6 protein-coding genes are annotated in these 4,705 nt (G+C 67.6%); all 6 read right to left on the bottom strand.

Annotation, left to right across the window (positions count from 1 at the left end):
* The coding region (gene trbK-alt, locus HUK84_RS10890; protein WP_176640320.1) for a putative entry exclusion protein TrbK-alt at positions 1 to 244 on the bottom strand (244 nt) is incomplete at its 3' end.
* Positions 245 to 253: 9 nt separating this feature from the next.
* Complete coding sequence (gene trbJ, locus HUK84_RS10885; protein ID WP_176640319.1) at positions 254 to 991, bottom strand: P-type conjugative transfer protein TrbJ; 738 nt, start codon at positions 989 to 991, stop codon at positions 254 to 256.
* The gene (gene trbE, locus HUK84_RS10880) at positions 988 to 3,426 is read right to left on the bottom strand and encodes a conjugal transfer protein TrbE (protein WP_176640318.1); all 2,439 of its coding nucleotides are present in this window, start codon (positions 3,424 to 3,426) and stop codon (positions 988 to 990) included. Before trbE ends, trbJ begins: the two co-directional genes overlap by 4 nt.
* 7 nt (positions 3,427 to 3,433) lie before the next feature.
* Positions 3,434 to 3,709, bottom strand: a complete 276-nt coding sequence (locus HUK84_RS10875) for a VirB3 family type IV secretion system protein (protein ID WP_176640317.1) — start codon at positions 3,707 to 3,709, stop codon at positions 3,434 to 3,436.
* Complete coding sequence (locus HUK84_RS10870; RefSeq protein WP_176640321.1) at positions 3,709 to 4,020, bottom strand: TrbC/VirB2 family protein; 312 nt, start codon at positions 4,018 to 4,020, stop codon at positions 3,709 to 3,711. Before HUK84_RS10870 ends, HUK84_RS10875 begins: the two co-directional genes overlap by 1 nt.
* Positions 4,021 to 4,046: 26 nt before the next feature.
* The coding region (gene trbB, locus HUK84_RS10865; protein WP_176640316.1) for a P-type conjugative transfer ATPase TrbB at positions 4,047 to 4,705 on the bottom strand (659 nt) is incomplete at its 5' end.

Here is a 4,705-nt window from a genome sequence, read left to right as displayed (position 1 = left end):
AGAAGCGCCGGCGGTTCTCCTCCCAGACCGCCATGCAGCGCGCGTCCTCGGCATCCTGGGGCCCGATCGCGCTGCAGCGGCGCAGCTCGGCCGTGAGGTCATCGGAAGCGGGCGGGGCAACGGTCGGGGCGATCTCCGCGGCCGGCGTGGAGGGACGCCGGTTGATCGCGAAGAGGGTCGCGACGAAGGCTGCGATCAGCACGATGATCGCAGCGGCGCGAAAGATCTCCGACCGGCCCAGCATCGCCGTGCCTCAATTGCCAGAGAACATGGTGACGTTGCCGGGCTGGTAGCCGCTGCGCGTCGAGAAATTCTTGTAGTTCTGCTGGCCCTGCGCCTCGGCAGCGGCCACGCGCGCCTGCTCCAGCGCATCGGCGCGGCTCTTCGCCGAAAGCACCGCCACCACATCGGAGAGTTGCTGTGATTGGAGTGCGAGGAGCTGGTTACCGGCCTGCGCGGCCTGCAAGGCGCCTGTCGCGCTCTGGCTGGCCGTGACCAGCGAGGTCATGGCGCTGGAGTTGGTCGGGATGTTGCCGACGACGCCGGCCTGGACCTTCAGGCTGTCCTTGAAGGCGCCGACCGAGTTCTGCCAGCGTGTTTGGGCGTTGGCGACCATGGTGGCGGTCGAGCCCGTGCCGGCGGCCGAACCGTAGCTGGTCGTATAAGCTTGCTGGATGCGCTGGACATTGAACGAAATGTTCTGCGCCTGGCTGAGCAGCGACTGGGTCTGGGCGATCGACGACTGAAGCTGGGTCAGCGTCGACATCGGCAAGTTGGCCAGATTGCGGGCCTGATTGATCAGGCTCGTCGCCTGATTGTTCAGCATCGTGATCTGGTTGGTGATCTGCTGCAGCTCGCGGGCTGCGGTCAGCACGTTCTGGCTGAAGTTGGTCGGGTCGTAGACGATCCATTGCGCTGACGCCGGCGGCGCGGCGATGCCCAACGACAATGCGACGGCGCTCGCCGCCGCCAGATGGCGCAGCTTGATCATGATGAAATCTCCAGATTGGTCAGGTCGGGAATGAGATCGGCCGCCCACAGAAGCTCGCGATCGGCAAGCCAGGTGGGCGTGAAGGTGTCGCGGCCGTACTCGGCAGTGACGCGTTCGATCGCCGCGTGGTCGGCCTTGGATGACGCCGCGCAGAAGGCGAGCGCGATAGGCCCAAGGCCCAGCTCGAACAGCCGGTTGCCGCGGCGCGACTGGCAGTAATAGTCCCGCTTCGGCGTCGCCCTTGCGAGGATCTCGATCTGACGATCATTGAGACCGAAGCGCCGATAGATCGCGGTGATCTGGGGCTCGATCGCGCGCTCGTTCGGCAGGAAGATGCGGGTCGGGCAGCTCTCGACGATCGCAGGCGCGATGTTGCTGCCGTCGATGTCGGAGAGCGACTGCGTGGCGAAGACGACGGAGGCGTTCTTCTTGCGCAGCGTCTTCAGCCATTCGCGCAGTTGCTGCGCGAAAGCGGGGTCATCGAGGATCAGCCAGCCTTCGTCGATGATGAGCAGGGTCGGTCGCCCGTCGAGGCGACCCTCGATGCGATGGAACAGGTAGGTCAACACGGCGGGTGCGGCGCCGGCGCCGATCAGGCCTTCGGTCTCAAACGCCTGCACGGTGGCTGTGCCGAGCTGCTCGCTTTCGGCGTCGAGCAACCGGCCGGAGGGACCGCCGACACAATAGGGCTGGAGCGCCTGCTTCAGTGCGGTCGATTGCAGCAGCACCGCCAATCCGGTGATGGTCCGTTCACCGACCGGCGAAGATGCCAGCGACGTCAGCGCCGACCAGACATGCTCCTTGGCGGTCGGGTCGATCGTGACGCCTTCCTTGGCGAGGATGGCCGTCACCCATTCCGCCGCCCAGGCGCGCTCGGCCTGGTCGTCGATCCGCGCCAGCGGCTGGAGCGAGACAGAATGCTCCGCCCCCGCCGACAGGCTGCCGCCGAGGTCGTGCCAATCGCCGCCCATGGCGAGCGCGGCCGTGCGGATCGAGCCGCCGAAGTCGAAGGCGAAGATCTGGTTGTTGCGATAGCGGCGGAACTGCATCGCCATCAGCGCCAGCAGCACCGATTTGCCCGCGCCGGTCGGGCCGACAATCAGCGTGTGGCCGACGTCGCCGACATGCAGACTGAGCCGGAACGGCGTTGAGCCTTCGGTCTTGCCGAACAGCAGCGGCGGCGCCTGGAAATGCTCGTCACGCGCCGGGCCGGCCCAAACCGCAGACAGGGGGATCATGTGCGCCAGGTTCAGCGTCGAGACCGGCGGCTGGCGGACGTTGGCGTAGGCGTGGCCGGGGATGGACCCGAGCCAGGCCTCCAGCGCATTCACCCCTTCAGGCATGCAGGTGAAATCGCGGCCCTGGATCACCTTCTCGATGAGGCGCAACTTCTCGGCCGCGAGGCCGGGGTCCTCGTCCCAGACGGTGACGGTAGCGGTGACATAGGCCTGGCCGACATCGTCGGAGCCCAGCTCCTGCAGCGCCAGGTCCGCATCGGCCGCCTTGTTGGCGGCGTCGCTATCGACCAATGTGGAGGCTTCGTTGGTCATCACCTCCTTGACGATGGCGGCGATGGACTTGCGCTTGGCGAACCACTGCCGCCGGATCTTGGTCAGCAGCTTCACCGCCTCGGTCTTGTCGAGAAGGATCGCGCGGGTGGACCAGCGATAGGGGAAGGCCAGCCGGTTCAGCTCGTCGAGGATGCCGGGGTGGGTTGCGGTCGGAAATCCGACCACCGTCAGGGTCCGCAGATGATGCGATCCGAGACGCGGTTCGAGGCCGCCGGCGAGCGGCTCATCGGCGAGCAACGCATCAAGATGCATCGGCGTCTCGGGGACGCGGACGCGCTGCTGGCGGGTCGAGATGGTCGAGTGCAGATAGGTGAGCGTGTCGCCGTCATCGAGCCAGGCGACCTCGGGCATGAAGCCCTCGACCAGTTGCAGGACGCGGTTGGTGCGATCGACGAAGCCCCGCAGCAGCTCCCATGGATCGACGCCGCTCTGCGAGCGGCCCTCGTAAAGAAAGCCCTCGATGCGCGATGCGTCCTCGGCCGGCGGCAGCCACACGAAGGTCAGGAAATACCGGCTCTCGAAGTGGGCGCCGGCTTCCTCGAAAGCGTCCTGCCGTTCGAGGTCGACCAGCGCCGACGCGGGATCGGGAAAGGTCGAATGGGGATAGGTCTGGGCGGTGATCCGCTGCGCTTCAACGAAGATGGCCCAGCCAGAACCGAGGCGGCGCAGCGCGTTGTTCAGCCGTGCGGTGACGCCGACCAGCTCGGCCGGCGTCGCGCTGTCGAGGTCCGGCCCGCGGAAACGGGCCGTGCGCTGGAACGAGCCATCCTTGTTGAGGACGACGCCCTCTTCGACGAGCGCGGCCCAGGGCAGGAAGTCGGCAAGACCGGCGGGTTGATGACGATATTCGGCGAGGTTCAGCATGGCCGCCTCAGACCCCCAGATATGCGGGATAGCGAAGGTGACGGCGCACCACGTCGACGAACTGCGGGTCGCGCTTTGCGGCCCAGACGGCAGCGGCATGCCCGACGGCCCAGATGAGCGCGCCGGGGATCCAGAGACGGAGGCCGAGCGCGATCGCCGCCGCGAGCGTGCCGTTGGCGATCGCGACGGTCCGCGGCGCCCCGCCCATCAGGATCGGGTCGGTAAGCGCGCGATGGACTGGCGCGAAGAAGCCCGGCACGTCTGGGTCGACGATCGCGGCCATCAGACCAGCGCCCCGCCGCTGAACGAAAAGAACGAGAGGAAGAAGCTCGACGCCGCGAAGGCGATCGAGAGACCGAAGACGATCTGGATCAGCCGACGGAAGCCGCCCGAGGTGTCGCCGAAGGCGAGGGTCAGGCCGGTCACCGTGATGATGATGACCGAGATGATCTTGGCGACCGGCCCCTGGACCGATTCCAGGATGGAGTTGAGCGGCGTCTCCCACGGCATGGAGGAGCCGGAGGCATAGGCCGCCGGTGCGAACGCCAGCGAGAGCGCAGCGAAGGTGATGACGTCGAGGGCGCGCCGGTGCATCCGGCGGGCGGTGGCGAGAACACGGATCATGAGGGGGCTCCGAGATCGCCGCCCGCCTCGGCGGGTTGGACGCGGTAATCGCCGGTGGCGGGATCCAGACCGGCGATGAGGGCGAGTTCGGAGAGGCGGCGTTCGCTGCCGCGACCGCGCAGCACCGCGACGAGATCGATGGTCTCGGCGATGAGCGCCTTGGGGACGGTGACGACGGCTTCCTGGATGAGCTGTTCGAGACGCCGGATCGCGCCGAGCGCTGTGCCGGCATGGATCGTGCCGATCCCACCCGGATGACCCGTGCCCCAGGCTTTCAGGAGGTCGAGCGCCTCGGCGCCGCGCACCTCCCCGATCGGGATGCGGTCCGGCCGAAGGCGCAGTGAGGACCGGACGAGATCGGACAGCGAGGCGACGCCGTCCTTGGTTCGCATCGCGACCAGATTGGGCGCCCGGCATTGCAGCTCGCGCGTGTCCTCGATCAGCACGACGCGGTCGCTCGTGCCGGCGATTTCGGCGAGGAGTGCGTTGGTAAGGGTGGTCTTGCCAGTGCCGGTGCCGCCGGCGACGAGGATGTTCTTGCGCGACGCGACGGCGGCGCGCAGCGACGCCGCCTGTCCGGCGGTCATGGTGCCGGCGGCGACGTAGTCGGTGAGGGTGAAGACGGCGACGGCGGGCTTGCGGATGGCGAAGGCTG

Origin of the sequence: Nguyenibacter vanlangensis, from assembly GCF_013376155.1 — a bacterium.
GTDB classification, from domain to species: Bacteria; Pseudomonadota; Alphaproteobacteria; order Acetobacterales; family Acetobacteraceae; genus Gluconacetobacter; species Gluconacetobacter vanlangensis.
Note: the sequence above shows the minus strand (reverse complement) of the source record. Positions and strands in the feature narration are given on the sequence as shown.